This window comes from Paraburkholderia sp., assembly GCF_049581445.1.
Taxonomy (GTDB): Bacteria; Pseudomonadota; Gammaproteobacteria; order Burkholderiales; family Burkholderiaceae; genus Paraburkholderia.
The window spans coordinates 1-23,374 of record NZ_JBAURZ010000217.1; the positions used below are offsets into that span (position 1 = coordinate 1).

Consider the following 23,374-nt stretch of genomic DNA (forward strand, 5'->3'; position numbering starts at 1 on the left):
GTCCGATCATTTCGGCGGGCGTGTCGCAGGACAACGTGTTCGGTTCGGGCACGAGCCTCGCGGTGAACGTGAATACCGCCACGACCTTCCGTACCTTGACGGTGACGCAGGTTGACCCGTACTTCACAGTGGACGGCATCAAGCGGATTACCGACGTCTACTATCGGACAAGCGAGCCGCTGTACTACTCGAACGTAACCGATACAAGCTTCCGCATTATCACGCTAGGCGCCGACCTTAAATTCGGTATCCCGTTCTCCGAATCGGACATGGTCTACTTCGGCACGGGTATCGAGCAGAACCGTCTGGACGTCGACTCGACCACGCCGCAAAGCTATATCGACTATGTGAACTCGTTCGGCCGCGTGTCGAACAACATCCCGGTGACGGTAGGGTGGTCGCGCGATAACCGCGATAGCGCATTGGTGCCAAGTCGCGGTTACTTCACGCAGTTCAACGCCGAATATGGCACGCCAATCGCCCGTACCAACTACTACAAGGCGGATCTGCAAGCCCAGTACTACTACTCGTTTGCGCGTGGCTTCGTGCTCGGCCTTAACTTCCAGGGCGGTTACGGTAATGGCCTTGGTGGCGAGCCGTACCCGATTTTCAAGAACTACTACGCAGGGGGTATCGGTTCGGTGCGGGGCTATGAACCAAGCTCGCTGGGTCCGCGCGATGCCACGACGGGCGATCCGATCGGCGGTTCGAAGCTGCTGGTCGGCAACATCGAACTGACGTTCCCGCTGCCGGGCACCGGCTACGACCGCACGCTGCGCGTCTTTACCTTCGTCGACGGCGGTAATGTCTGGGGCACGGAAGGTAACAGCGTTGGGGCGAACGGCTTACGTTACAGCTACGGCGCGGGCCTCGAATGGATCTCGCCGATTGGTCCACTGAAGCTCGATTTCGGTCTGCCGATCGTCAAGCACGCCGGCGATCAGTACCAGAAATTCCAGTTCCAGATCGGGACTTCGTTCTAACCTTACCCTTGGCGGGCGGCACGCGCAGGCCGCCGACGACGCCTCAGGCATTTAGTGCGGACGGCGATGCGCTTCAGCAACCACAGCGCAGGTCTGCAAATGCAGTTGCAGCGCGCGCTTTGCAACTGCGACAAGACGGGCCAGCAAGCTGGTAGAAGCCGGTACGGACGTGGTGGTGATGTGACTCATGGCAAACTCCTTTGCGATCTAGGGTTAACTACCTAGGTAATAACCCTATTATAAGCCAGTCTTGCGGCGCCGCAACAAGTCAATATAAATCGACGCTCGCTAACGTCCGATAAGCCTTCACTTACAAGCTGGCAAGGCTTCGAAAAGCTTTCGAAAGAGCAAAAGGCCACTCGCTTGTCTCCAGATTTACCCCAATCCATAGCCTGCCATACCGCGCCGCACCAATAGGCATCAATCGCCGTCTGGTCAAGCTTTTGCACCACATTGATGCCACCCCGTTCAGCCGCATCGCACCAAATCCCCTTTCTTGACTCTTGTCCCCCGCACTGCTGTACTAAATAAAACAAAGTGATTTAATCAAACGAGCAGCGAGGCTGGCGAACCGTGCGAAGCAGGCGGCGCGAACGCAAGCGGCGGAACAGCGCCCCACTCGCCCTCAGATCGACCGAAGTCCACAAACATCGTTGTCAATAACCCGGAGGAGCATTCCCATGAATCAGAATTCCCGCAGGCATCCCGTCGTCCGGCGTCTCGCCATGCTGGGTGTGGCCGCTTCCGCCGTGTGGTGCGCGAGCGCCACGCTGGCGATGGCTGACCAACCCGTCGTTGGCCTCATCACGAAGACCGACACCAACCCGTTCTTCGTGAAAATGAAACAAGGCGCTGAAGCCGCGGCGCAAAAGGACGGCGCCAAGTTGCTGACCGCCGCCGGCAAATTCGACGGCGATAACGCGAGCCAGGTCACCGCGATCGAAAACATGATGACCGCCGGTGCCAAGGCGATCCTGATTACCCCCAGCGACACCAAGGCCATCGTGCCGAGTATCAAGAAAGCGCGCGCTGCAGGCGTGATGGTGATCGCGCTCGACACACCGACCGAGCCGCAGGACGCGACCGACGCCCTCTTCGCCACCGACAACTTCAAGGCGGGCGTGCTGATTGGTCAGTACGCGAAGGCAAGCATGAACGGCAAGCCGGCGAAGATCGCTACGCTCGATCTCGCGCCAGGTGTCTCCGTGGGTGTGCTGCGTCATAACGGCTTCCTGCAGGGCTTTGGCGTGAAGGAAGGCGACCCGTCGATCGTTTGCAGCCAGGACACGCGCGGCGATCAGGCCAAGGGTCAGACGGCGATGGAAAACTGTTTGCAGAAGAATCCGGATATCAACGTGGTCTACACGATCAACGAACCGGCTGCAGCGGGCGCTTATCGCGCGCTTAAGGCAGCAGGCAAGGACAAGAGCGTGATGATCGTGTCGATCGACGGCGGCTGTGAAGGTGTGCGCAACGTCAAGGCTGGCGCGATCGCCGCGACGTCGCAGCAGTATCCGTTGAAGATGGCAGGCCTCGGCGTGGAAGCCGGTGTGGAATACGCCAAGACCGGCAAGAAGGTCTCGGGCTATCACGACACGGGTGTCACGCTGATCACCGACAAGCCGATGAGCGGCGTCGACAGCAAGGATACGAAGTTCGGTCTTGAGAACTGCTGGGGGCAATAAGCCGCCTTTGGCCAAAGGGAGACCCACGATCCACGCCTGACGCAAGTCTGGCAAGGGCCTGTCACAGGTCTGATCAGGGTCTCCCGCAGATTTGCCGCGTGTCCGCTGCGTCACGCTTCAGCATCGAGGAAATTCATCATGTCGACTCCCTCCGCGCCGGCCGGCGCCCCGCGCCGCCTCGCCGACCGCTTGCCTTCGCTCGCCGAAATCGGTCCACTTATCGCCCTGGTACTCGCCTGCGCATTCTTTATTTCGCAGAGCGACCGCTTCCTGTCGTTCCAGAACTGGTCGCTGATCCTGCAGCAGACCATGGTTGTCGCGGTCATTGCCATTGGCCAGACTCTGATTGTCCTGACGGGTGGCATCGACCTTTCATGCGGCATGGTGATGGCATTCGGTTCGATTGTCATGACCAAGTTCGCGGTCAATCTCGGCGTGCCGCCGATTCTTGCGATTGTCTGCGGCGTTGGCGCAAGTGCCCTGTTCGGCGCGCTCAATGGCGTGCTGATCACCCGCATCAAACTGCCCGCGTTCATCGTTACGCTCGGTACACTGAACATCGCCTTCGCGCTCACGCAGATCTATTCGAACGCGGAAAGCGTGTCGAACCTGCCTGACGCGATCATGTTCCTCGGCAACACCTTCAAGATCGGTCCAGCCGAAGTGACCTATGGCACGGTGCTCACGCTGCTCATGTATCTGGCCACCTGGTTCGTGCTGCGCGACACAGTGCCTGGCCGGCATCTCTATGCGCTCGGCAATAACGCAGAAGCCGCGCGGCTGATGGGTCTGTCGTCACAACGCATCCTGCTTACCGTCTACACGCTGGCCGGCGCCATCTACGGGATTGCCGCGCTGCTGTCGGTTTCGCGTACAGGGGTCGGCGATCCACAGGCTGGGCAAACGGAAAACCTCGACAGTATTACGGCGGTTGTGCTCGGCGGGACGAGCCTCTTTGGCGGACGAGGATCAATCGTGGGAACGTTGCTTGGGGCACTGATCGTTGGTGTGTTCCGCAATGGCCTGACCTTGATCGGCGTGTCGTCGGTGTATCAGGTGTTGATCACCGGCATGCTGGTGATTCTCGCCGTCGCTGCCGACAAACTTTCCCACCGCGGCGCTCGTTGATTCAGGAGTCTGTCATGTCCACACCCCAATCTACTGCTGCTGGCACACCCGTTCTGCAGGCACGCGGACTCATCAAGCGCTATGGCCACGTCACCGCGCTCGACGGTTGCGACTTCGAAGTCATGCCCGGCGAAATCATGGCCGTGATCGGCGATAACGGCGCGGGCAAGTCGTCGCTGATCAAGGCGCTCTCCGGCGCGACCGTGCCGGATGAAGGCGAGATTCTGCTCGACGGCAAGCCGGTCAAATTCCGCAGCCCGCTCGATGCCCGCGAGCAAGGTATCGAAACCGTGTATCAGGACCTCGCGGTCGCGCCCGCCATGAGCATCGCCGAGAACCTGTTTCTCGCCCGAGAACTGGTCAAACCCGGCTGGCGCGGCTCGATCTTCAAGATGATCGACAAGCGCCGCATGCTGGAAGAAGCAACCGCGCACATGAAGGGTCTGCAAATTGGCATCCGTTCGATGCGTCAGGCCGTCGAAACGCTCTCCGGCGGTCAACGTCAGGGCGTGGCGGTGGCACGCAGCGCGGCGTTCGCGCGACACGTCGTGATTCTCGATGAGCCGACCGCCGCACTCGGCGTGAAGGAAGGCAACATGGTGCTCGAACTGATCCGGCGCGTGCGCGAGCGCGGCTTGCCGGTCATCCTGATCAGCCACAACATGCCGCACGTGTTCGAGGTTGCCGACCGCATCCATATCCAGCGGCTCGGTCGTCGCGCTGCGCTGGTGAACACCAAGGACATCCATATGTCCGAGGCCGTCGCCATCATGACCGGCGCTAAGGAAGCGGACGTCAAGGCGATCGCATGATGCACGCACCCTGCTGACGGGCGGCCGACGATGGATAGTCCCGGCACCCGCTCGCCCCTCAAGCGCACGGTCGGCTCGAATCAGGTCGGCATGCGACAGTTCAACGAGCGGATCGTCCTGCAGGCGATCCGCTTGCACGGCCCGTTGCCGAAAGCGGATGTCGGCCGCCTCACACGGCTGTCGATGCAGACGGTCTCGATGATCGTCGACCGTCTGATCGACGACGGCCTGCTCGCGCGCCAGCCACGCGTGCGCGGGCGCATTGGACAGCCGTCGGTACCGATTGCGTTACGCGCCGAAGGGGCGTACACGATCGGTATCAAGGTCGGACGCCGCAGTCTCGACGTGCTGGCGATGGATTTCGTCGGCAACGTCTGCAGCCGCGATGTGCTGGAGTACGCGTATCCGGACCCACGTGTGCTGTTTCCCGCGCTTGAAAACAAACTCGCTCGCGTCAACGAAATGCTCGGCGCGCGGGCAGGAAAAGTGGTCGGCGTCGGCGTGGCGGCGCCGTTGTGGCTCGGGGGATGGCGTGACTTTCTCGGCGCGCCGCCCGACGCGCTCGAAGCGTGGACAGACATCGACATCCGCACGCGCATTGCGGGCATGACCGGACTGCCGGTCGAGTTCGCCAAGGACACGACCGCAGCTTGTGCCGCCGAACTGGTGATGGGCCAGGGACGCGGCATCCACAATTTTCTGTACCTGTTCGTGGGCACGTTCATTGGCGGCGGACTCGTGATCGACGGACGCCTGCACGGCGGACCTCACGATAACGCTGGCGCGGTCGGCTCTATTCCACTCGCCGGTGGCCGCACCCGCAAACCTGCGCGGCAATTGCTCCATGCCGCATCCGGCTTCGTGCTAGAACGGATGCTCGCCGACGCGGGTGCGCCCGCCGCTGCCGCGCACGACCATCGCGCGTTGGCGCCGGAGTGGTGGCGCGTGACCGAGCAATGGCTCGACACCGCCTGCCCGGCAATCGCCGGTGCATTGACCAATGCGACCGCACTTCTCGATCTGGAGGCGGTGGTGATCGACGGCGAAGTCGACCGGCAACTGGTGCGCGAAATCATTCGGCGTACAGAACGTGTGCTGGATGGCTTCGAATGGGAAGGCATGGTGCGTCCGCAATTGCTGGAGGGCACCATTGGCGCCGACGCGCGGGCGATGGGCGGCGCCATTCTGCCGCTCTATGCACACTTCGCGCCGGTTCATGAACTCTTTCTCAAGCCGGCGGCCGAGGGGGGATATTAGCTTCTCTTCGGCGATCGAGGGGGTATTAGCTTCTCTTTGCCGGACGCACGCTGCCGGGCAAGGCAGGCGCCGTTGGTTTATTGAGCAACGGTTGCAAAACTGGCGCGAGCGACTTGAGCAACTGCACCGACATCGCGCTGGTGAAGTCGTAACGCGCCGCGTACGGCTCGTGGACGTATGCGGTCAACGTGCCATAGAAGCGATCTCCCATGATAAACACGAAGGTCGCCGTGCGATTGACCTTACGTGATTCGATCAGCCGGCCGCCTTTCGCGAACACCTCGAAGCGCTGGTCGCCAGTACCGGTTTTACCGTACACGTCGAGCGTCTTGCCGTCGGGGAAGGTCATGCCCCCGGCCAGCCGCTTTGCCGTCCCGCCTTGCACGACTTCGCCCAACACCCGATGCACGACATTGACGATCTCCGGCGAAAGCTGGGTCTGGGGCGCGACCGAGGCGCGCACGAAATGCGTCTCGTAAGGCGTGTCTTTGGCGAAATCGAGCTGCGCGATGGTTTCGGTCGGCACCTTGTTGCCGCCGTTGGCAATCACACCGATCAGTTGCGCGAGCGCGGCAGGCCGGTCGCCTGACGCGCCAATGGCCGCTGCATAAGAAGGCGTCAGATTGGCGAACGGATACCCCAGCGCCTGCCACGATTTTCCGATGGCATCGTAGGCGCGCAGTTCGACCATGTGCCGGATGCGCCGGTCCTGGGTAGCGTGATAGCGGGTCTTGAAGAGCCACGCATAGGCCGTCTTGCGAACATCGCGGCTTGCCTGCTCGACCTGATCCAGCGTCGCATCCGGGTGCTCCCGCAGATAATTCGCAGTCCATAGTTCCAGCGGATGCACACTGGCAATGTAACCGCGGTCGTTCAGATTGAAGCGGTCAATACTGTACTTCGTGTAGAGCTGCGCAAGATCGTCATCCGTCAACCACTGGGCCGGCGTGCCCTTCAACTGCGCCCGCATCTGGGCTTCGAACCATCCCTGTGAGCCGTCGGGCGCCACGCTGCGCAATACGGTAGCGATTTTCGGCGGCGACTTGCGCACGGTACGCAGCATGAGCGAGAGGGCTTCGCCGGGTGTCTGGCCGGAATACTTCGTGTAAAACCGTTTGACGTATACGCGGCTTTCCTGATCCGCAAAGCGGTCGAGGTACTGCTTACGCGCTGCCGGATCGTCGAGCCACTGCGACGACGGCCCCGAGGTCTGGATCATCTCGTAGCGCACGATGTCCCGCATCAGTCGTACGAAGACCAGATTCACCGAATGCTGGAATGCACGCTCCACCGTCAGAATCTGGCTGTTGTCACTCGATTCGAAATTGGTGAAGGTCTGGGCACCACCGCCGGTATAGAAGGTTTCGCCTGCGTTGGCGGAATATTTCCGTTCGACCGCAGCGTCGAGCATGGCTTGCAGCGAACGGTCGCGCGTATGCGCAAGGTAGTCGAGCGCCCAGCGCGTTAGCGTATCCTGCGGGTCAGGCTGGACCCGCTTGAGCTCGGCCGCGTTCATCGACGCATAGCGGTCATGCAGATCGGTCACGATCTGCAGATACGTGATGATGGTGCGCAGTTTCGCCGTGGAGCCCAGATTCAGCCGCGCTCCCTGGTTGATATCGAATGGCTCGTTGACGCTGTCGGTTTGCACACGTACGAGGTTCGCGCCGTTGCGCCGTTCGTAGAGCGTGAAACTGTAGGCGATCTTCGACGGGTCATCGCCCGGACGCAGCATTTCGAATCCAAACAGGCCGGCCGTCTGCGCGCCGTCTTTGGTCGCGGCCGCCGCGAGGCGCTGGCTCACCGCCTGCTGGACAGCCTCATCGAGTGTGCCGCTCGCCTGCAGATCGAGCCGGTCGAGTGCATAGAAGTTCTTCAGCCCGAGCGCCGCCAGCAGATGCGCACGCATCGACGTCACCGCCTTGCGGCTGACAAACGATTGATCTGCGCTCCTCACGAATGCCGGACTCAGTTCGACATGGGCGGTGAGCGCGGCGTCGCGCAGCGGTATTGAAATCACGCCACCGCTGGCGAGCAGACGCAGATAGCCGTCGGTCATACGCTCGAGTTGACCGTAGCCGAGATGCAGAAAATACGACGGCGCACGCTGCGCGATCATCAACGACAAGACCTGCCTGAAGGCGAGCCCCTGCGCATCGAGGTTGTCTGCGGAAGGCGGCGCCTTGAGAATGGCGTTGACGTCGGTAAAATCGCGCCCATACCATGCGGCGAGACCATCGCCCATGCCATTGATCTCGCCCACCCCCGGCTGCGCCGACAACGGCACCGAGTTCAGATACTGCACCACGATTTCGCGCCGCGCCGGCATCGTCTGCGGTCCGTTCAGATACGCACGCACCGAGGCGGACGCTATCTGCCGCAGCTTTTCCGGCGGGCTCGCCGTGCGGCCGTCTGGCGAGTGGCGGAATTTCTCGATCTGGGTGGCAAGCGTGCTACCGCCCGGCTGCAATTGATGCCGGTTGAGCAGGCGCGCGCCCTGGTCAAGCAGCGCGTGACCGAAGCGTGTCCAGTCGATCGCAGGATTCCGGTTGGGCTGATCCGGGTCCAGCAGCTCGCGGTCTTCAATAAATAGCAGAGAGTTGACGACCAGTGGCGGGATCGCGTCGAAGCTGTCGTAGATCCGCTGCGGATAACTCGCGTCGAACAGCGGCCTGCCCATTCCGTCGAATAGTTGCAGACCCGCCTGGTCTTTTTCCTGGTAAGGCAGGAACAGTCCATCGTCGGCCAGGGCAAGCATGCGCTCGGAATCGCGAGCCTGCGAGGCGATCACGAAACCGTGCGCCGTCAGACGTTGCTCGAACGACGGCAGCAGCGCATAGCCGAGGCGTTCGTCATAGGGCCCGTTCGTGGGGAAGCGGATATCCGGGCTGGCGCCATTGTCGAGCGAAAAGCCGACATCGCGGGTCAGCTCGGACAGATAGTGTGCCTGCAGACGGGAGGTTTGAATTTCGATCTGGCAAAGCCTCGCCAGAATCGCTAGCGCCACCAGAACAGCGGCGAGCAGCGACCATTTGATCCACTTCCACAGCGGCCTACCCCCGGCTGCGCGAAGCGAAAACCGAACGAGTGGCCGATTCATGGCGGCGTGTCCCTCGCAGGCGCCAGGCTGCGATGCAACCTGTATTCGAATGAGTGTAGCGCGGTTCGGGAAAATCCACCGACTCGGGACTTACCCGACAGTCTCAGCGCAGCAACACTACCGCTGCACCAGATAGCGCAGCGCACGAGCGCGCATGAGATATTGGTGATTTATGCGCGGGCGGCGCAAGCTGCGGAAGGCGGGTGGCACAGCCCGCACGTCTCGCTCACGCCGCCAGCTTCTGCTCCCTTAACAAGCTGATGAACTGCTCCGCCGGTGGTGACAGCACCCCGCCCTTGCGCGAGACGATGCCAAACGTCTGCGATTGCGACTTGAGCTTCACAGGCAAGATCCGCAGCATCTTGTGCTTCACGAACAGCTCGGCAATGCCGGTGGGCAAGACCGACACCAGATCCGCCGCCTGCTGCAACAACGCCACCGTGACGAAGGTCGAAGCGGTCGAGATAGGGCTGACCGGCATGCTCATCCCGGCCAGATCCATCTCGCGTTCCAGCAGTGCATGCAACGGCATATGACTTGGATAGGTTACCCAACGATGTCCCGCCAGGTCGCGCAGCGTGACCGCCTTGCGCGACAAGGGTGGGTGGGCGCTGCCCACCACCACAGAAAGCGGCTCATCGCCTAGCGCCTGATAACGGTAGCGGGTTGGATCCGCGCTGACGGCCGAGCGCCCAATCACCAGATCGAGACGACCTTCATCAAGTTGCTGAAGCATGCGTGCGCTGGTGTCTTCGATAATCTCAATCGACAGGTTCGGCTGGCTCGCATGCATTTCGTTCAACACCGGCACCACCATGCCCGGAATCGCGCCCATGATCGCGCCGATCGCCAGACGCCCGCCGCCCCCCGAGCGCAGTTCGGCCATATCGTCGCACAGCGCGCTCAGATCGGTCGCCACCAGCCGCGCATAGCGGATCACGCAATGGCCGAACTGATTCGCGATCATGCCGTTTTTCGAGCGCTCGAAAAGCGGCGCCTCCAGCATCGACTCCAGTTCCTGCAGCGCCTTGCTCGCCGCCGACTGCGTCATCGCCATCGCGCCCGCCGCCTTGTGCATCGACTTGTGGTCGTCGAGTGCGATCAGCAGTTGCAACTGCTTCATGCGCAGACGCGACAGCAGCACGTTCAGCGTGTTCTTCATGTGAGTCGTAAAAGTGATCACGGAATGGAAACAATTCACTATACAGGCGCGAACGCCTCGCCGTATAGTCATTGCCGGAGACAAACAGCGGCGATTACGGCCGCTGCCGGAAGCCGATCATCCTGATCTGCGCCCTAACCTGAGACCCGAGGCCAAGGAGCCGAGAGGGACGCGGCAGGCCCGCGAAAAACCTGCCTGTGCTGACTCTCCTGCTGCTTTTCCCTGCCGCCTACATCGTGCATACCGAGCCCATCCAGCCATGACCGACACCACCACCCAGCCCATCTATCGAGGCGTCTTCCCCGTCGCACCGACCATTTTCGACGACGCAGGCGGCCTCGACCTCGAAGGTCAAAAACGCTGCATCGATTTCATGATCGACGCGGGTTCCAACGGCATCTGCATCCTCGCGAATTTCTCCGAGCAGTTCACCCTGTCCGACGACGAACGCAACACGCTGATCGATGTGGTGCTGAACCACGTGGCCGGCCGCGTTCCGGTGATCGTCACTACGACCCACTTCAGCTCGCGCCAGTGCGCCGAGCGCAGCCGCCACGCGCAGGACGCTGGTGCGGCAATGGTCATGATCATGCCGCCGTATCACGGCGCGACGTTCCGGGTGGGCGAACGCGGGATTTACGAGTTCTACAGCAAGGTATCGGATGCAATCGACATCCCGATCATGATCCAGGACGCGCCGGCTGCGGGCACGCCCATGTCGGCGCCGTTCCTTGCACGCATGGCGCGTGAACTTCGCAACGTGTCGTACTTCAAGATCGAAGTGCCGCAGGCAGCGAACAAGTTGCGCGAGTTGATCGAACTGGGCGGCGATGCAATTGTTGGTCCGTGGGACGGCGAAGAAGCCATCACGCTGATGGCCGATCTGGATGCGGGCGCAACCGGTGCGATGACGGCAGGCGGCTACCCAGACGGGATTCGTCTGATCGTCGACGCCTATGCCGCGGGCGATACGGAACTCGCCGCAGCGCACTACCAGCGATGGCTGCCGCTCATCAACTACGAAAACCGCCAGGGCGGCCTCGCGTCCTGCAAGGTGCTGATGAAAGAAGGCGGCGTGATCAAGTCGGAGGCGGTGCGCCATCCGCTGTTGCCGATGCATCCCGCAACCCGTGAAGGTCTGCTGAAGATCGCGCGGCGTCTGGACCCACTGGTGCTGCGCTGGAGCAAATAAGGCATCCATTCGGCTCAAGCCGGCCGCGATCATCCGCGAGCCGGCCTGAGCTTCGTGCCGAATGAACCTACCCTGCCACATCCAGACTGCCTGTCACCCGTCGGGCTTTTGCCGTCCTGCCCGGCGGGACGTTGCGCCCGGCCATCCCCGGCCGTGCAGCAGCGTTGGTCACCTCAACTACCCCGTCCTCCCTTCCTTGCGCGGCCGCTCTTATGGTGCTCTGCCGGCTCGCTCAAGGCTGCCTACTCACCCCTATACGCAGCCTCGCGCCGAACAGATGCACTGGGCAGAGAAAAACCGCATATAACGTCAGACGGAAATTGAGTAACATAGCCCCGGATGCCATCACTCATCTGTCCATGACCGCAAACACACGAGAAATGACGCCGGAAACGCTGACCGCGCTGCTCGAACGCGTGGCCAAAGAGGACGCTGCCGCACTGCGGGAGTTATATGACGTCGCTGCCCCGAAACTGTTTGGCCTCGCGCTCCGTATATTGAGCAAGCACGAGTGGGCCGAAGAAGTCTTGCAGGACAGCTTCGTCAACATCTGGCGCTTTGCGGGCGACTACCGGCGCGGTTTGTCGGCCCCCATGACGTGGATGTCGGCGATCGTTCGCAACCGTGCGCTCGATCACCTGCGTCGGGTCAACACGCAGGAAACAGAATGGAGTGATGCGTTGGACGATCTTGTCGCAACGGGGGATCCGGATCCGGAAACGCTATCGGCCGTGAGCATGCAGGCACGGCTACTGGACGGGTGCATGCAGCAGTTGGAACCGGCGCAACGGCAGGCGGTCGCGCTCGCCTATCTGCGTGATCAAAGCCACAGCGAAATTGCCGAAACGCTGACGGTGCCACTTGGCACCGTCAAGTCGTGGATCCGCCGCGGCCTCAGCAAGCTGAAAAGCTGCCTGGGGGGTGCGTGATGAATCTGCATCGTTATCCTCAACTTGTCGATATGCTGGCTGCCGAATATGCGGTCGGCACTTTGCGTGGCGGCGCGCGCCGCCGGCTGCAACGGTACGCAGAACACGACGTCACGATCCAGCGCTCGCTGGAAGAATGGCAACAGCGCCTCGAACCGATGGCCGAACTCGTGCCCGCGCGCATGCCTTCACCGGCGGTATGGGAAGCCATCGAGAAGCGTCTGGGCCTTGTCGCGGCCCGTACTGCGGCGGCTGGCCGCCCACCGGAAGCCGCACGTCCGGCGCGCAACTGGTACGACAATCTCGCGTTCTGGCGTGGGTGGGCAATCGGCGTCACCGCGCTTGCCGCCATCGCGGTGGTGGTTGCCGTGCGCTCGCTGCTGCCGTTCGGCGCGACCACGCCACCCCCGGCGCAGACGGTCGCGCAGCAACCCGAGACCGTGGTCTCGCACGTCGCCGTGCTGAACAACAAGGACTCGCAACCGGTCTTGCTGATCGCGTGGGACGAGTCTCATGCCACGATGAGCCTGCACCGTCTTGGCGAAGTTGGCCTGCCTCCGGGCAAAGCCATGGAGCTATGGGGTATTCCGGCGAGCGGCCATCCTGTCGCACTGGGCATGATGCCCGACAGCGGCAACGGCAAGGTCACCGCCGGTCAGCAGCGACCCGAGAGCTATGCGGCCCTCGCCATCTCGATCGAAGCGCCGGGCGGCTCGCCTAATCCGAATGGCCCGACCGGTCCGGTGGTGTTTAGCGGCAAACTGCTGCCGGTGTCCTGAGCTTCCTGCGCTAATCTAACCTGACCCATCCTGCCGGTGCCCGCTTCGCAAGCGGGCACCGGCACGCCCGGCTCTCTCTCATGCAAAGCTTTTACGAAGCCACCGTTGTTCGGCCCGAACGTGCGCGCCTGTCCGGCAAGCGTGCGGCGAATGTATGCATAGTCGGCGGCGGGCTCGCGGGTCTGTCCACAGCGCTTGGACTTGTTGAGCGCGGCGTGCGCGATGTCGTCGTGCTCGAAGCGCAGCAAGTGGGCTTCGGTGCGTCCGGGCGTAATGGCGGCTTTGTGTTCGGCGGCTACAGTCTCGACTGTGCAGACCTGCTGCGTATCCTGGGTCAGGCGCGCGCCCGCGAACTCTATGCGCTTACTACTGATGCCGTCGATTTGATGCGGCGGCGCATCAAGCGTTACCGGATTGCCTGCGATGCGACTGACGCGGGCGTGATCCTCGCGAACTGGTTCAACCAACCGGAGAGGCTTGAGACGCAGCGTCGCCTGATGAAGGACGGCTTTGGCGTCGATTGGGAGCCAGTGCCCGCGTCCACGCTCGCTGGGCAACTCAAGACGCGTCGCTATTACGGCGGTCTCTTCGAGCGCAACGCGTTCCACTTTCATCCGTTGAAATACGTGCTGGGGATCGCCGACGCCGCAACCGCAGCGGGTGCGCAGATCTATGAGCATTCCCCGGTCACACGGCTTCAGCGACAAGGCGGTGGCTTTATTGTCGAGACGGCCGAAGGCAGCATCGAGGCCCGGCAGGTCGTCATGGCTGGCGGCGGCTATGTGCGCAACGTCTATCCGAAGGTCGAACGGGCGGTGCTGCCCATCGCCACCTATGTGATGGCCACCGAGCCCTTGGGCCCGCGCCTGAAAGACGCGCTAGACACAGCGGCCGCGGTCTACGACACCCGCTTTGCCTTCGACTATTACCGCCCACTGCCCGATACGCGCATCCTGTGGGGTGGCCGCATCTCCGTACGGAACCGCGAACCGCAAGCGATCGCACGACTCCTGCGGCGTGACCTGCTCAAGGTGTATCCGCAACTTCGTGACGTGCGCATCGAACACGCATGGGGCGGCCTGATGAGCTACGCGCGCCACAAGATGCCTCAGATCGGTCAAAGCGCGGACGGCGTCTGGTATGCAGTCGGCTTTGGCGGACACGGCATGGCGCCCACGACGGTATCCGGCGAATTGCTGGCCGCCGCCATCGCCGGCGAACGGCCCGTACCGGAGGCATTCGCCACGTTCGGTTTGACGCCCGCATTCGGCGCGCTCGGCCTCACCGCCGCCCAGTTGACCTACACGGCGATGCAGACCCGCGATGCGCTTGCGGCACGCCGTCGCCAGCGCCCCTGAGCATGGTCGCGCGGTCTGCGCGCATGACGGCTCGCCGCGTCGCGCGTCACCCCTGCGTTGAGTCGTCCGAAATGCCGCCTGTCATGCTCGCCAGCGTAAGAGCGGCGAATTTCGACATGCTAGAATGCGCCGGTCATCGCCGCTGAAATAGCCAATGAAAAGCTGCTGAAATACACAATGAAAAAGGTAAGCAAGGCCACCGCGTCCGCCAACACCGGCACCGCCTCCGACCCTCGCCGTACCGACGCTCGTCGCAAGTACGACCCGGAAGAGACAAGGCGCAATATCCTCGATGTCGCCACCCAGGAATTCTCCGCAATGGGGCTGACGGGTGCGCGCGTGGACGCCATCGCCGAGCGCACCAATACCACCAAGCGCATGCTGTATTACTACTTCGAAAGCAAGGAAGGCCTGTATCAGGCCGTGCTGGAGAAGGTGTACGGCGACATCCGTGCGCTCGAGCAGGGCCTGCATGTCAGCGAACTCGATCCCGTTGAAGGGATGCGCAAGCTCGTGGAGTTCACCTTCGATTATCACGACCGGCATCGCGACTTCGTGCGCCTCATCACCATTGAGAACATTCACGGCGCGAAGTTTGTCGAGCAGTTGAAGACCTTCAAGACCAACAACGCCAGTGCGATCCACACCATCGAAGATCTGCTTTCGCGCGGCGTTGCTTCGGGCCAGTTTCGCAACGATGTCGACGCGATCGATCTGCACCTGATGATCAGCTCGATGTGCTTTCACCGGATCGGCAATCGCCATACGTTTGGCACGGCGTTTGGCCGCGATCCGTCGCATCCGCGTCTGCGCACGCGGCACCGGGCGATGATCGTTGATGCCGTGCTGCGTTTCCTGCGCAAGGAAGATTAACGCCAGACTGCGGCTCAGCGATTCAAAAGATAAGGCCACCGGCACGCGAATGCCGGTGGCCTTTTTGCATGGTGTCAGGGCGTAGACGCCGCGTATGGCTAGTCAGTCATGACAATCCGCTTGATGTCGCCAACGATAAAGATGTACGACAGCGCCCCGATCAGTGCGATCACGCCAATGAACACCAGCGCGCCGACGAACGAACCGGTGGCAGCTACGATGAAGCCCACCGCCAGCGGCGTGATGATGCCCGCAAGATTCGCCGCGAAATTGAAGATGCCGCCGGTCACACCGAGCAGTCCGTCCGGGGCGATATCCGAGACCAGCGTCCAGCCGAGCGCTGCCATGCCTTGCGCAAAGAACGCCACGGAGAGGATCACGATCACGACTACGTTGCTCTCTACATAGTTGGCCAGAATGATGGTCGAGGCGAGCAGCAGGCCGGCGATGATTGGCAGCTTGCGTGCCACGTTGACCGAAGTGCCACGCCGCAACAGCCAGTCCGAAAACGTGCCGCCGAACATCACGCCAATCGAAGCGGCAATAAACGGCAGGATCGCGAAGAAGCCGATCTTCAGCCATGCCATGTGACGCTCCGTGGCCAGATAGGTCGGAAACCACGTGAGGAAAAACACCAACGTCGAGTTGCCGGCAAACTGACCGAGACAAATGCCGGACAGTTGACGGTGCTTCAACAGTCGGCCAATGGTGCGCCATTCGAAGCCCGCCGACGTGGTCGCGCCTTCGTCCTTCTTGCGGTGCGTGAGACCACCGCCGGCCTCGATGTAATCCAGCTCGGCGGCATTGGCGGACGGGTGATCGCGCGGTTCGCGATAGCAGATCCACCAGATCATGCCGAACACGAGACCCACTGCGCCCACCACAAAAAACAGTGAACGCCAGCCGAACGCGCCCATCATCGCAAACAGGAACGGGCTGAAAAATGCCAGCCCGATGTATTCGCCCACGGTGTAGGTGCCGGTGGCCATCGCCCGTTCGCTTTGCGGGAACCACGTTGCCACGACACGGCTATTGGCCGGAAAACACGGCGACTCCGCGACGCCCAGCCCTAGCCGGAACGCAAACAGCGGCGCGATGCCATGCACCATCCCTTGCGCCAGAGTGAACAGCGACCAGAAGGTCATCGACAGAAAATAGGTGACCTTGCTGCCGAAGCGATCGAGGAACAGGCCGCCCGGAATTTGCGAGGCCACGTAGCTCCACGAGAACACCGAGAACAGCAGGCCCATCAACGCTGCGTTGATGCCCAACTCCTTGGTCAACTGCGGCGCCGCGATGCCGAGCACGGTGCGATCAAGGTAGTTGATCATGGTGCCGATCGCGAGCAGCGCGAGAATCCGGTAACGCGCGTTGGAACGGCGCATGGTCGTGCCTGCAGCGTTGGCCGAGGCCGCGGGTGTCTTCGGGACGTCGTGGTGGGCTGGTTGAATCGGTTGTGGCATCTCCGTCTCCTCCATGTCTTTCTGGATGTGTTGCGTAACTTATCGATCAGCGCTGCAACAGCGACTGGAAGTGAACAAACATCCGCTCAGCATCCGGTTCCAGCCCGGTAAAAATGCGAAAAGCGTCCACCGCCTGATAGACCGCCATGCCACCGCCGCTCAGCGTGCGGCATCCGACCGCTTCAGCCGCCTCCAACAGGGCGGTGCGAATCGGGAAGTAGACGATATCGGCCACCCACAGGTCGCGATGCAGCAGCGCTGCGGATAGCGGCATGCCGGGCAGTTTGGCCATGCCGGTTGGCGTGGCGTGGATCAGGCCGTTGGCTTGCGCGACCGCGTCTGCCAACGAGTCGCCCGCCCGCACCGTTGCTGCGGGAAAGCGCTGCTGCAGTTCGTCGGCGAGAATGGCCGCGCGGGATGCGTCGACGTCGAATAGCGTGAGGGTTCGCGCGCCCATCATCAATGCGGCATGTGCAACAGCCGCACCTGCACCGCCCGCGCCGAGTTGCACCACGCGTTCCAGCGATACATCCGGCAGGCCGCGCTTGAACGCACGCGCGAAACCCGACCAGTCCGTGTTGTGACCAATGCGCTTGCCGTCTTTCAGGAGCACCGTGTTGACCGCGCCCAGTGCGCGGGCGTCATCGGAGAGCTCATCGAGCAACGGAATGATGTGCTGCTTGCAGGGATACGTGACGTTCAGGCCGTTGTAGCCCATGCGCTCAGCGGCGGTGAGTATCTCGGGCAACGCGGCGACGTCGAGCTTGAGCGCTTCGATATCGATGCGGCGGTACACATAGCGCAAACCGAGTTGACTGCCCTCTTCTTCGTGCATGGCCGGGGTCAGCGAACCGCCGATTCCTGAACCGATCAGTCCCACCAGATACGATTTGTTGCTGGCTGATGCGCTCATTTTGCTGCCCTCGTTTTCAGAATGGTGGCCATGCGTTCGAGTGCGAGGACATAGCCCTGCGTGCCGCAACCCACGATCACTGCTTCGGCGATGGGCGAGACAAAAGAGTGATGCCGGAACGCTTCGCGGCGATGCACGTTCGAGATGTGTACTTCGATCACCGGCTTGTCGATGGCGGAAAGCGCATCCGCAATCGCCACCGAAGTATGCGTATAAGCAGCGGGATTGATCACTACGCCATCTACCTTGGTACGCGCGGCGTGCAGCCAGTCGATCAACTGATGCTCGGCGTTCGACTGGCAGAAATCGACTGCGAGGTCGAGCCGTTCTGCTGCATCGCGGCAAAGACGCGCGACATCGTCGAGCGTTTCTGAGCCGTAGATGGCCGGCTCTCGCGTGCCCAGCAGGTTGAGATTCGGTCCGTTCAGGACCAGCACCGATGCAAAGCTCATAACACCCACTCCAGTAAATTTGCGCCCAGGTCAGGTGGCCTTGCAGGGCCACTCTTTCCTCACTGTAGCGCCAGTGTGCGCCTAATCACCTCTCAAGTCTTTTGGGGTTTCCACGAATTTGTACGATCTAGTTAGTTTGTATAAACTTGCCAAAAATCGGATTAGAGTGGCCTCATGCACCCGCTAGTTGCGCACGGCTTTGAAGTGGTTGCGTAACAAACTGGTTCACTTTTCCGGTTAACACCGGTCCACGATTTGCCGTTCGGTGAGCAATCCACGCGTTCTCGGGCTCGCATCGAGCCGGTTCGCCGCCCTCACTTTCTTTTACCCGCAGGAGCCATTTATGCAGCGTTCAATTGCCACTGTTTCAATAAGCGGAACACTCGTAGAGAAGCTGACGGCGATCAAGGCTGCGGGATTCGACGGCGTCGAGATCTTCGAGAACGACCTGCTCTATTTCGACGGTTCGCCCGCCGACGTGCGCCGCATCGCCGCCGACCTTGGTCTGAAGATCATGCTGTTTCAGCCGTTCCGCGATTTCGAAGGCGTCAGCGCCGAACGCCTCGCGCGCAATCTGGATCGCGTGAAGCGCAAATTCGATCTGATGCATGAACTGGGTACGGACCGGATTCTCGTGTGCAGTAGCGTGGCGGCGGATACGATTCGCGACGATGCGTTGATCGTCGAGCAACTCGGCGCACTCGCGCAGGCCGCGCAGGAGGCTGGGGTGATCGCCGGTTATGAGGCGCTCGCGTGGGGGCGCCATGTCAATTCGTACCGGCATGCGTGGCGGCTCGTGAACGAGGTCAATCATGCGAATCTCGGCATCGTGCTCGACAGCTTCCATACGCTGTCGATCAATGATCCGGTGGACGAGATCGCCGCCATTCCGGGTGAGCGCATTACCTTCGTGCAGATCGCGGATGCGCCGAAGCTGATGATGGACGTGCTCGAATGGAGCCGCCACTACCGTTGCTTTCCTGGCCAGGGCGATTTCGATGTCGCAAGCTTCACCGCTCGCGTGGTGGAAACGGGCTATCAGGGTCCGCTTTCGCTGGAAATTTTTAACGACGGTTTCCGCGCCGCTCCCACTGCCGGGACTACTGCGGACGGCCATCGCTCGCTGCTGTTTCTTGAAGAACTGACCCGCACGAAACTGACCCAGCAGGGCCAGCCGGCCAAACAGTTGTATCAACCGCCGCCGGCGCCTGCGCATATCGGCTTTCAGTTTCTCGAATTCGCCGTCGATGACACCGCGCGCAGCAAACTCGCGGATTGGCTGGGCAAACTGCGCTTCCATCGTGCCGGCCAGCATCGTTCGAAGGACGTCACGCTTTATCAGCAAGGTGGCGCATCGATTGTGCTGAATGCCGAGGCCGATTCGTTTGCGAGCGCGTTCTTCCAGCAGCATGGCCTGTCGCTGTGCGCTTCGGCGTTGCGTGTCGACGCGGCCAAGCTTGCTTTCGAACGCGCTGCGGGCTTCGGCTATGCGCCGTTTTCAGGTCAGGTGGGACCGAATGAGCGGGTGTTGCCGGCCGTGCGGGCGCCGGACGGCAGTCTGAACTACTTCGTCGACGAAACGCCGGACACGCCTACGCTGTTCGAAGCCGACTTCGTGCTCGATCAGACCGCGCAGCCTGCTGAGCCTGCACTGCTCACCGAGATCGATCACGTCGTGCTGTCCCTGCCCGCGGATGCACTCGATACGTGGGTGCTGTTCTTTCGCACCGCCCTCGGCTTCGAAGCGGAGCCAGGCTTTCTGGTGCCCGACCCGTACGGCCTCGTGCGCAGCCGGGCGCTGCGCAGCCGCGACGGCTCGGTGCGCATTGCACTGAACGCGTCCGTGGACCGGCATACCGCTGTCGCTGAGGCACTACACACCTATCGCGGATCGGGACTGAACCACGTGGCGTTCCGCGCCGAAGACATTTTCGCGGCGCTGCCGCAGTTCATCGCCGCCGGCTTGCCCATTCTGCGCATTCCTCGCAACTACTACGACGACCTCGCTGCGCGTTACGACCTGCCCGACGACACGATTGAGGCATTGCGCGCCAGCAACATCCTGTACGAACGCGACGAACGGGGCGGCGAATTCTTCCACGCCTATACCGAACCTCTAGACCAGCGGTTTTTCCTCGAAATCGTGCAACGCAAAGGCGGCTACGACGGTTATGGCGCGGGCAACGCGGCGGTTCGGCTGGCCGCCCAGGCGAAGCTGCGCAAGCACGACATTAGCTAGCGCACCAGGCATTTACATTGTTTGTCGAATCTCCCTTGCAGTCGCCTTATTGTTTGACAAAAAACGCGCCCCGCGACGGGCCCGAATAATTTCTGACGACTTACCCGGCGATCTAACCGGCGGTCGGCGATTCGCAGAACGCCACGCCATCATCAACGAACGCGCAGTTCGTTGGCATGTTGGGTATCGCGATCACGTTCTAACGGCGACGCCTCTTGAAGGTATGCAGAGCTGCCTCGCGGGGATGGCATTTTCCTCATCGATATAATGAAGGCTGACCCGCAGCATCCGTTGCGATCTGGCCCGATACGCCAGCACCAGTCTGGCGGCATTCGGGTTAGCCGCGAGAACCGAAACCGTTTGGAGACCCATGAAGAAATTCGCCCTTGTCCTTTCAGTTCCCCTGCTTCTCAGCGCGTGTGCCTCCTTTCAGAACCCCGATTCCGGCGAGCCCGTAATCGACGGTTCGACACAGCGCCCCGTCAACGATGTGGTGACCTGTATGTCGCAGGAAGCCGCCAAACACAAGGTCAGCTTCAAGACCACCCCACTGCCTGAAGGCCAGATGCTGGATTTCGGCGATTCGAACGTCGTCAAGATCCGCGCGGACAATGGCGCGACCACGTACCGCTTTTATGCCGGCAAACGGCACATCGACAATCTGTGGATTGAGGGTGCGAGCAAGATTTGCGCGCCGATGTAAGCGCCGGTAACGAGTACCGGAACGAAAGTGTGTCGAACTGCTACAGCGGGCTCGAGTCTTAAGAATCGTTTAAGACTTGGGCCCCATGATCCACTCACAAAGAAAAGACTGGAGGTGAGTAGCATGAACAAAGCAGATCGCAACACCCTTGAAACGACGGCACCGGCGCCCGCGAAGCGGCCCACGATTTTGCGCCGTCTGTTGAGCCATCACGAACTCGCGACGTTGTTGCTGTTGCTGCACGCGCCGATTGATGCTTTCGCGAAACCCGAGATTCCCATGCTGCATGAGGCGGGTCTGGTTGAAACCGTATCTACCGAGGCCGGTGCGCCGAGCATTCGTCTGACGCCGGAAGGTAACGCGGTGCTGCGCGGACTCGGCATTCGCTAAGCGCTAGTTTGTCAGCTTTATTGCCCGTCATGGGTCAGTGACAAGCGTTACTCATCCTCACTGTGGTCGCCACTCTTGTGGCCATTATTAAGCCTGCCAGACCGCGTACCCGGCCTCGCGCAAGCCAATCGCCAGTTCGACTTCCATATCGCGCGCGCCGTCATAAGGCATCGGGTTAAACACGTCATACAACTCCGGCATCAGCCGCAGTCCGTAATCCCGCACGAAGCGATTCGCCTGAATATCGGCTTTATGCCGATCGAAGCGCAGATCCGGGTCCAGTCCCGTCATTCCCACATACACGCACGGCCGGTCGAAACGGTATTCCGGATTGGCGCGGCGAAAACGCGCCTCGTTCCAGACCGTGTCGGCCAACGCGACGACGTAGACGTAATAGTGATGACTCGGACGACGACGGACCATGCGCTACGTTCGCTCGCCCCATTAAGCGGGCGCGGTTCCATGCAGCAGCATGCGGTACTCCGTCGGCGTGATGCCCACGGTGGCCTTGAACTGCCGGGTGAAGGCGCTGTGATCGGTATAGCCGCACAGCGCGGCGACGTCAGTCACCTTGTCGTGCGACACCAGCAGCGCCGTGGCGGCGTCGAGTCGCGTCTTCAGCAGCACCTGACGCGGCGTCAGATGAAACACCTTGTGAAAGTACCGCTCGAGTTGCGCCACCGACATATCCGCCATCGCTGCAAGGTGCTTCAGGTTGAGCGGCTCCACGTAATTGTCCTGGATGTACTGCACGACCACGGCAAGGCGGCTGTACGCGGGATGACTGCCCTCATCCGCTTTCAGGTCACGCGAAATCCCGGCCAGCCCGACCACCCTTCCCGATGGATCGCGCAGCGGTTGCTTGCAGGTCAGACACCAGCCCGGTTGACGACCCGGATACAGATGCAGTTCCAGTTGATCGACCATCTGGTTGCCGACATGGATGATCGCCTGGTCCTGCGCGGTGTAGATACGCCCAAAACGGCGTGGGAATACGTCCTCGGCGGTCTTGCCGAGCAGCGCCGCCTTCTCCTTGTAGCCGCAGCGCGAAGCGAGCGTGCGATTGACCAGCGCGTAGCGCGCCTGCGCGTCCTTGACGAAAAACACGACGTCCGGCATCGCATCGAAGACCGGCTCAAGCAAGGTGAAATGCGAAAGCATGCCGCTTAGCGTGGCTTCGGCCGGGTCAAGCGGATCAGCCAGCGTGTTCATCTTTACGGGTCTCGGGCGTCGGGGGTCTGGTGCGGTTGATTATAGGGCCGCGGCGGGTGGGGAAAATATGGCTAATCACGCTCACTGACCGTCATCAGCGTCCCAATCTGCGCCGGATGGAACGGTGGACGCGGCTGCGCCAAGGGCCAGCCGAAATAAATCTCAGCGGCGGCGCCGCAGATGCGCCCCTGGCACGCGCCCATTCCACAGCGCGTATGCAACTTCGCGTCTCGCCAGTCCGCGTAGGCACTTACGTCGCCCACCGTCACATCTTCACAGCGGCACAACAGCGTATCCGCGCGCGGCATCTCGCGCGCGGCTTCACCCAGCGCAAACGCACGCTCCAGGCTTCGCGCAAAACGTCGCCAGCGGGCGCGTTGCGCATGCAACGCGCTCAAGTCACCGCTTGCACCACTCGCCGTCAAGCCTGCAATCTCCCCTTCGACACACGCCAGTTCCATCCCGCCCACGCCGGTAGATTCGCCCGCCGCCAGCACGCCTTCTACCGAAGTCTGTTGGGTATCGCCGACGATCACGGCTCCACTTTCGCTGATCGTGCAGCCTAGTGCCTGCGCCAGCGTCAGGTTCGGCACGAGGCCATAGCCGCAAGCAACACGATCGCAAGCGAGCGTGACTTCCCGTTGCCCGCGCAAAATCGACACCTGTTCGACGCGCCCCTCACCGCGCGCTTCGCGCAACACGCTGCCGGTCCAGTAGCGCGTTCCCGCAAAGCCGCGCGTCAAC

22 protein-coding genes are annotated in these 23,374 nt (G+C 61.7%); 13 read left to right on the top strand and 9 right to left on the bottom strand.

The genetic code is table 11. The features are described from left to right. The coding region (gene bamA / locus WCA85_RS18835; protein ID WP_424066392.1) for an outer membrane protein assembly factor BamA at window positions 1–983 on the top strand (983 nt) is incomplete at its 5' end. 51 nt (window positions 984–1,034) lie between these two features. Here bamA and WCA85_RS18840 read toward each other — a convergent pair. Beyond that, complete coding sequence (locus WCA85_RS18840) at window positions 1,035–1,172, bottom strand: hypothetical protein (RefSeq protein ID WP_424066393.1); 138 nt, start codon at window positions 1,170–1,172, stop codon at window positions 1,035–1,037. A gap of 491 nt (window positions 1,173–1,663) precedes the next feature. On the opposite strand from WCA85_RS18840, the gene WCA85_RS18845 reads away from it, so the two are divergent. From WCA85_RS18845 to WCA85_RS18860, 4 genes are all read left to right on the top strand, one after another. Beyond that, window positions 1,664–2,668, top strand: a complete 1,005-nt coding sequence (locus WCA85_RS18845) for a sugar ABC transporter substrate-binding protein (RefSeq protein WP_424066394.1) — start codon at window positions 1,664–1,666, stop codon at window positions 2,666–2,668. Between the two features lie 138 nt (window positions 2,669–2,806). Next, entirely contained in the window at window positions 2,807–3,796 is a 990-nt protein-coding gene (locus WCA85_RS18850) for an ABC transporter permease (RefSeq protein ID WP_424066395.1), read from the top strand. A gap of 14 nt (window positions 3,797–3,810) precedes the next feature. Continuing rightward, window positions 3,811–4,608, top strand: a complete 798-nt coding sequence (locus WCA85_RS18855) for an ATP-binding cassette domain-containing protein (protein ID WP_424066396.1) — start codon at window positions 3,811–3,813, stop codon at window positions 4,606–4,608. Between the two features lie 30 nt (window positions 4,609–4,638). Further along, window positions 4,639–5,865 (top strand): ROK family transcriptional regulator, encoded by a 1,227-nt coding sequence (locus tag WCA85_RS18860; protein WP_424066397.1) that lies wholly within the window; start codon window positions 4,639–4,641, stop codon window positions 5,863–5,865. Window positions 5,866–5,890: 25 nt separating this feature from the next. On the opposite strand, the gene WCA85_RS18865 is transcribed toward WCA85_RS18860, so the two are convergent. Continuing rightward, window positions 5,891–8,965 carry a transglycosylase domain-containing protein gene (locus WCA85_RS18865; RefSeq protein ID WP_424066398.1) on the bottom strand — a complete coding sequence of 1,025 codons (3,075 nt, stop codon included), beginning with the start codon at window positions 8,963–8,965 and terminating at the stop codon, window positions 5,891–5,893. 226 nt (window positions 8,966–9,191) lie between these two features. Next, entirely contained in the window at window positions 9,192–10,127 is a 936-nt protein-coding gene (locus WCA85_RS18870; protein WP_424066399.1) for a LysR family transcriptional regulator, read from the bottom strand. Window positions 10,128–10,386: 259 nt separating this feature from the next. Here WCA85_RS18870 and WCA85_RS18875 point away from each other — a divergent pair, with 259 nt between their 5' ends. The 5 genes from WCA85_RS18875 (at window position 10,387) to WCA85_RS18895 (ending at window position 15,258) form a co-directional block, all read left to right on the top strand. Beyond that, window positions 10,387–11,319 carry a dihydrodipicolinate synthase family protein gene (locus WCA85_RS18875; RefSeq protein WP_424066400.1) on the top strand — a complete coding sequence of 311 codons (933 nt, stop codon included), beginning with the start codon at window positions 10,387–10,389 and terminating at the stop codon, window positions 11,317–11,319. Between the two features lie 359 nt (window positions 11,320–11,678). Then, window positions 11,679–12,248 carry a sigma-70 family RNA polymerase sigma factor gene (locus WCA85_RS18880; protein ID WP_424066413.1) on the top strand — a complete coding sequence of 190 codons (570 nt, stop codon included), beginning with the start codon at window positions 11,679–11,681 and terminating at the stop codon, window positions 12,246–12,248. Further along, window positions 12,248–13,027 carry an anti-sigma factor gene (locus WCA85_RS18885; protein ID WP_424066401.1) on the top strand — a complete coding sequence of 260 codons (780 nt, stop codon included), beginning with the start codon at window positions 12,248–12,250 and terminating at the stop codon, window positions 13,025–13,027. Before WCA85_RS18880 ends, WCA85_RS18885 begins: the two co-directional genes overlap by 1 nt. 80 nt (window positions 13,028–13,107) lie before the next feature. Beyond that, window positions 13,108–14,385 carry an NAD(P)/FAD-dependent oxidoreductase gene (locus tag WCA85_RS18890; protein WP_424066402.1) on the top strand — a complete coding sequence of 426 codons (1,278 nt, stop codon included), beginning with the start codon at window positions 13,108–13,110 and terminating at the stop codon, window positions 14,383–14,385. Between the two features lie 177 nt (window positions 14,386–14,562). Beyond that, window positions 14,563–15,258, top strand: coding sequence for a TetR/AcrR family transcriptional regulator (locus WCA85_RS18895; protein ID WP_424066403.1), 696 nt, complete (start codon window positions 14,563–14,565; stop codon window positions 15,256–15,258). Between the two features lie 98 nt (window positions 15,259–15,356). Here WCA85_RS18895 and WCA85_RS18900 read toward each other — a convergent pair whose 3' ends face one another. The 3 genes from WCA85_RS18900 to aroQ are packed head-to-tail and all read right to left on the bottom strand — an operon-like array spanning window position 15,357 to window position 18,086. Next, window positions 15,357–16,721, bottom strand: coding sequence for an MFS transporter (locus tag WCA85_RS18900; RefSeq protein WP_424066404.1), 1,365 nt, complete (start codon window positions 16,719–16,721; stop codon window positions 15,357–15,359). A 46-nt stretch (window positions 16,722–16,767) separates the two neighbouring features. After that, window positions 16,768–17,634: a shikimate dehydrogenase gene (locus WCA85_RS18905; protein ID WP_424066405.1), complete on the bottom strand. Its 867-nt coding sequence runs from the start codon at window positions 17,632–17,634 to the stop codon at window positions 16,768–16,770. Beyond that, window positions 17,631–18,086: a type II 3-dehydroquinate dehydratase gene (aroQ, locus tag WCA85_RS18910; RefSeq protein ID WP_424066406.1), complete on the bottom strand. Its 456-nt coding sequence runs from the start codon at window positions 18,084–18,086 to the stop codon at window positions 17,631–17,633. The genes WCA85_RS18905 and aroQ overlap by 4 nt, the downstream gene beginning before the upstream one ends. A gap of 343 nt (window positions 18,087–18,429) precedes the next feature. On the opposite strand from aroQ, the gene WCA85_RS18915 reads away from it, so the two are divergent. From WCA85_RS18915 to WCA85_RS18925, 3 genes are all read left to right on the top strand, one after another. Beyond that, window positions 18,430–20,325, top strand: coding sequence for a bifunctional sugar phosphate isomerase/epimerase/4-hydroxyphenylpyruvate dioxygenase family protein (locus WCA85_RS18915; RefSeq protein WP_424066407.1), 1,896 nt, complete (start codon window positions 18,430–18,432; stop codon window positions 20,323–20,325). 370 nt (window positions 20,326–20,695) lie between these two features. Beyond that, window positions 20,696–21,028: a hypothetical protein gene (locus tag WCA85_RS18920; protein ID WP_424066408.1), complete on the top strand. Its 333-nt coding sequence runs from the start codon at window positions 20,696–20,698 to the stop codon at window positions 21,026–21,028. Window positions 21,029–21,151: 123 nt separating this feature from the next. Beyond that, on the top strand, window positions 21,152–21,418 hold the full coding sequence (locus WCA85_RS18925; protein WP_424066409.1) for a hypothetical protein: 267 nt from the start codon (window positions 21,152–21,154) through the stop codon (window positions 21,416–21,418). Between the two features lie 87 nt (window positions 21,419–21,505). Here the strand turns inward: WCA85_RS18925 and WCA85_RS18930 are convergent, their stop codons facing one another. The 3 genes from WCA85_RS18930 to WCA85_RS18940 all read right to left on the bottom strand — a co-directional run. Next, window positions 21,506–21,841: a hypothetical protein gene (locus WCA85_RS18930; RefSeq protein ID WP_424066410.1), complete on the bottom strand. Its 336-nt coding sequence runs from the start codon at window positions 21,839–21,841 to the stop codon at window positions 21,506–21,508. Between the two features lie 21 nt (window positions 21,842–21,862). Further along, window positions 21,863–22,630, bottom strand: a complete 768-nt coding sequence (locus WCA85_RS18935; protein ID WP_424066411.1) for a helix-turn-helix domain-containing protein — start codon at window positions 22,628–22,630, stop codon at window positions 21,863–21,865. 71 nt (window positions 22,631–22,701) lie between these two features. Continuing rightward, a partial coding sequence (locus tag WCA85_RS18940; RefSeq protein ID WP_424066412.1) for an FAD-dependent oxidoreductase occupies window positions 22,702–23,374 on the bottom strand: 673 nt, incomplete at its 5' end.

Coding starts and splice junctions, on each gene's coding strand:
- WCA85_RS18840 (WP_424066393.1), bottom strand. CDS start 1,172: ATGAGTCACATCACCACCACGTCCGTACCGGCTTCTACCAGCTTGCTG.
- WCA85_RS18845 (WP_424066394.1), top strand. CDS start 1,664: ATGAATCAGAATTCCCGCAGGCATCCCGTCGTCCGGCGTCTCGCCATG.
- WCA85_RS18850 (WP_424066395.1), top strand. CDS start 2,807: ATGTCGACTCCCTCCGCGCCGGCCGGCGCCCCGCGCCGCCTCGCCGAC.
- WCA85_RS18855 (WP_424066396.1), top strand. CDS start 3,811: ATGTCCACACCCCAATCTACTGCTGCTGGCACACCCGTTCTGCAGGCA.
- WCA85_RS18860 (WP_424066397.1), top strand. CDS start 4,639: ATGGATAGTCCCGGCACCCGCTCGCCCCTCAAGCGCACGGTCGGCTCG.
- WCA85_RS18865 (WP_424066398.1), bottom strand. CDS start 8,965: ATGAATCGGCCACTCGTTCGGTTTTCGCTTCGCGCAGCCGGGGGTAGG.
- WCA85_RS18870 (WP_424066399.1), bottom strand. CDS start 10,127: ATGAAGAACACGCTGAACGTGCTGCTGTCGCGTCTGCGCATGAAGCAG.
- WCA85_RS18875 (WP_424066400.1), top strand. CDS start 10,387: ATGACCGACACCACCACCCAGCCCATCTATCGAGGCGTCTTCCCCGTC.
- WCA85_RS18880 (WP_424066413.1), top strand. CDS start 11,679: ATGACCGCAAACACACGAGAAATGACGCCGGAAACGCTGACCGCGCTG.
- WCA85_RS18885 (WP_424066401.1), top strand. CDS start 12,248: ATGAATCTGCATCGTTATCCTCAACTTGTCGATATGCTGGCTGCCGAA.
- WCA85_RS18890 (WP_424066402.1), top strand. CDS start 13,108: ATGCAAAGCTTTTACGAAGCCACCGTTGTTCGGCCCGAACGTGCGCGC.
- WCA85_RS18895 (WP_424066403.1), top strand. CDS start 14,563: ATGAAAAAGGTAAGCAAGGCCACCGCGTCCGCCAACACCGGCACCGCC.
- WCA85_RS18900 (WP_424066404.1), bottom strand. CDS start 16,721: ATGCCACAACCGATTCAACCAGCCCACCACGACGTCCCGAAGACACCC.
- WCA85_RS18905 (WP_424066405.1), bottom strand. CDS start 17,634: ATGAGCGCATCAGCCAGCAACAAATCGTATCTGGTGGGACTGATCGGT.
- aroQ (WP_424066406.1), bottom strand. CDS start 18,086: ATGAGCTTTGCATCGGTGCTGGTCCTGAACGGACCGAATCTCAACCTG.
- WCA85_RS18915 (WP_424066407.1), top strand. CDS start 18,430: ATGCAGCGTTCAATTGCCACTGTTTCAATAAGCGGAACACTCGTAGAG.
- WCA85_RS18920 (WP_424066408.1), top strand. CDS start 20,696: ATGAAGAAATTCGCCCTTGTCCTTTCAGTTCCCCTGCTTCTCAGCGCG.
- WCA85_RS18925 (WP_424066409.1), top strand. CDS start 21,152: ATGAACAAAGCAGATCGCAACACCCTTGAAACGACGGCACCGGCGCCC.
- WCA85_RS18930 (WP_424066410.1), bottom strand. CDS start 21,841: ATGGTCCGTCGTCGTCCGAGTCATCACTATTACGTCTACGTCGTCGCG.
- WCA85_RS18935 (WP_424066411.1), bottom strand. CDS start 22,630: ATGAACACGCTGGCTGATCCGCTTGACCCGGCCGAAGCCACGCTAAGC.